This is a genomic window from Mycobacterium sp. (genome assembly GCF_035653355.1).
GTDB lineage: Bacteria > Actinomycetota > Actinomycetes > Mycobacteriales > Mycobacteriaceae > Mycobacterium.
In genome coordinates, this window is record NZ_DASRBZ010000686.1 from 1 (window position 1) to 2,354 (window position 2,354).

Below are 2,354 nucleotides of genomic sequence, written 5' to 3' on the forward strand. Positions count from 1 at the left end.
GGTGCTGCGGCCATCATGGGGATGAACAACGTGTTCTACCGCGCCCGCGGCTTCCTCGAGGGCCAGTATGACGACCTGCGTGCCGGACTGCGGATGAACATCATCGCCAATCCCGGTGTGGAGAAGGCCAATTTCGAGCTGTGGTCGTTGGCGGTGTCGTCGATCAACGGCTGCCCGGACTGTCTTAATGCGCACGAGCGCACCTTGCGGGAAGCTGGGGTGGATCGGGAAGCGATCTTGGAGGCGTTGAAGGCCGCGGCCATTGTCGCCGGGGTGGCGCAAGCGATCGCCAGCGCCGAGGCGCTGGCGGCTGTCAGCTGACCTTCGTCACGGCCCGTAGACTTCCGGCCGTGCCTTCGTGGGTTGATCACGCGATCTGGTGGCAGGTTTATCCGCTCGGTTTCGTGGGCGCCTTTCCCGCGGGGCAGCCGCCGGATGCCGGGGAACACCGGTTGCGGCGAATCGCCGAGTGGTTCGACCACGCGATTGCGTTGGGGGCATCCGGTATCGCGTTGGGGCCGATCTTCGCTTCCCGCACGCACGGCTACGACACCACCGACCACTATCGCATCGATCCGCGCCTCGGTGACGGCGACGACTTCGACTATCTAGTCAGTGAGGCGCACCGGCGCGGCCTGCGGGTGCTGCTCGACGGCGTGTTCAACCATGTTGGCGTTGACTTCGCGCGCTACCGCGAGGCGCTGCAGGGCGGTGCCTCGGCGGGCTGGTTTCGTGGCCGCCCGGGGCATTTCCATGTCTTCGAAGGCCATGGCGACCTGATCACGTTGAACCACGACAATGCGGAAGTCGCCGACTACACCGTCGACGTGATGCGGTATTGGCTGCGCCGCGGCGCGGACGGCTGGCGCTTGGACGCGGCTTATGCTGTGCCGCAGCGGTTTTGGGCTGGAGTGCTGCCGCGGGTACGCGAGACGCATCCGGATGTCTGGTTTCTGGGGGAGCTCATTCACGGCGACTACGCGGCCGTGGTTTCTGAGGCGCGCTTCGACTCGGCGACCCAATACGAATTGTGGAAGGCGATTTGGAGCAGCCTCAACGACGGAAATTTCTACGAGCTGGACTGGGCGCTGCAGCGGCACAACACCTTTCTGACCAGCTTCGCGCCGCTGACGTTCATCGGCAATCACGACGTGACCCGCATCGCCAGCCAGCTGGAGAACCCCGATCACGTGGCACTTGCCCTCGCGATCCAGATGACGGTCGGCGGCATACCCAGCGTGTATGCCGGTGACGAGTTCGGCTTTCACGGCGTCAAGGAGGAGCGGTTCGGCGGCGACGACGCGGTGCGTCCCGAGTTCGGCTCTCCCCCGGTGCCGGTCGACGAGCGCGGAGCGCAGTTATGGTCGCTGCACCAGTACCTGATCGGGCTACGCCGGCGCCACGCGTGGCTGCATTCCGCGTCGACAACCGCGTTGCGGCTCGATAACCGGCATTACGTGTACCAGTCGCGCTGCGGCGACGACGCGCTGATCGTGGCCCTCAATATCGACGACGCGCCGCTGGAGGTCGATGTGTCGCGAGCCGAGGTGATCGCCGGGTCAGCGGCGCCGCCCCGCGAGGTCGTCGATGCGGTGGTGGTCGAACCACAGGGCTGGCGAATTCTGCGGCCTCTCGGGGGGCTTATCTGAGCCGCTTGAGCGTCAGCGGGTCTTCTTCCCCGCCGTAGTACTTGTCGAGCAGCTCGACGAACTCCTGGTTGTCGTCGGTTGCATGGGCGAAAAGCGTCATCGACGAGCGCACCTTGAGGTCGTCGGGAGAGCCGAAGATGTTGTGGATCGAGCGGCCCTGTATTCCGTTGACCAACCTGGCGCATTCCCGTAGCCGCGGGCCGAGCATGTCGTGGGCGAGATATGCGCGAGCCTCTTCCAGCGAGGAGAGCGCGTACCGCGCGGCCATCGGACTGCTGCCCAGCCCGGAGAGCTGCGGGAAGATGAACCAGATCCAATGGCTGCGTTTGCGGCCAGCGCGCAGCTCCTCGACGACGGTGGGGTAAACCCGGTCCTGCGCATCGACGAAACGCTGCAAATCGAAGGGATCGTGTCCGGATTTCATATATCCACCGTGGCACAGTCCTTACGCTATGGGCGATGGCGGTCAAACGACGGGTTCCCAAAGCGCAGGACCTGGCGCCGCTGATCCGTTTCCGTAAACCGCGGCTCGACCGCACCCGGCGCCGGCTCGACACCGCACTGACCATCGACGATCTGCGGCGCATCGCCAAGCGGCGCACCCCGCGAGCGGCGTTCGATTACACCGACGGCGCCGCTGAGGACGAGATCTCGTTGGATCGTGCGCGACAAGCCTTTCGCGACATCGAGTTTCACCCAGCGATC

4 protein-coding genes are annotated in these 2,354 nt (G+C 65.2%); 3 read left to right on the forward strand and 1 reads right to left on the reverse strand.

Going from position 1 to position 2,354, the window contains the following annotated elements:
• Together VFA16_RS23550 and VFA16_RS23555 are read left to right on the forward strand one after the other, a co-directional pair.
• Nucleotides 1–321, forward strand: a 321-nt coding sequence (locus tag VFA16_RS23550; protein ID WP_324970159.1) for a carboxymuconolactone decarboxylase family protein, incomplete at its 5' end; no start/stop codon positions are given.
• 29 nt (nucleotides 322–350) lie between these two features.
• A complete protein-coding gene (locus VFA16_RS23555; RefSeq protein ID WP_324970160.1) occupies nucleotides 351–1,649 on the forward strand; it encodes an alpha-amylase family protein in 1,299 nt (432 codons plus the stop codon).
• Here VFA16_RS23555 and VFA16_RS23560 read toward each other — a convergent pair.
• A complete protein-coding gene (locus VFA16_RS23560) occupies nucleotides 1,642–2,073 on the reverse strand; it encodes a DUF1810 domain-containing protein (RefSeq protein WP_324970161.1) in 432 nt (143 codons plus the stop codon). The genes VFA16_RS23555 and VFA16_RS23560 overlap by 8 nt on opposite strands.
• Nucleotides 2,074–2,108: 35 nt before the next feature.
• Between VFA16_RS23560 and VFA16_RS23565 the strand changes: the two genes are divergently transcribed.
• A partial coding sequence (locus VFA16_RS23565; protein ID WP_324970162.1) for an alpha-hydroxy-acid oxidizing protein occupies nucleotides 2,109–2,354 on the forward strand: 246 nt, incomplete at its 3' end.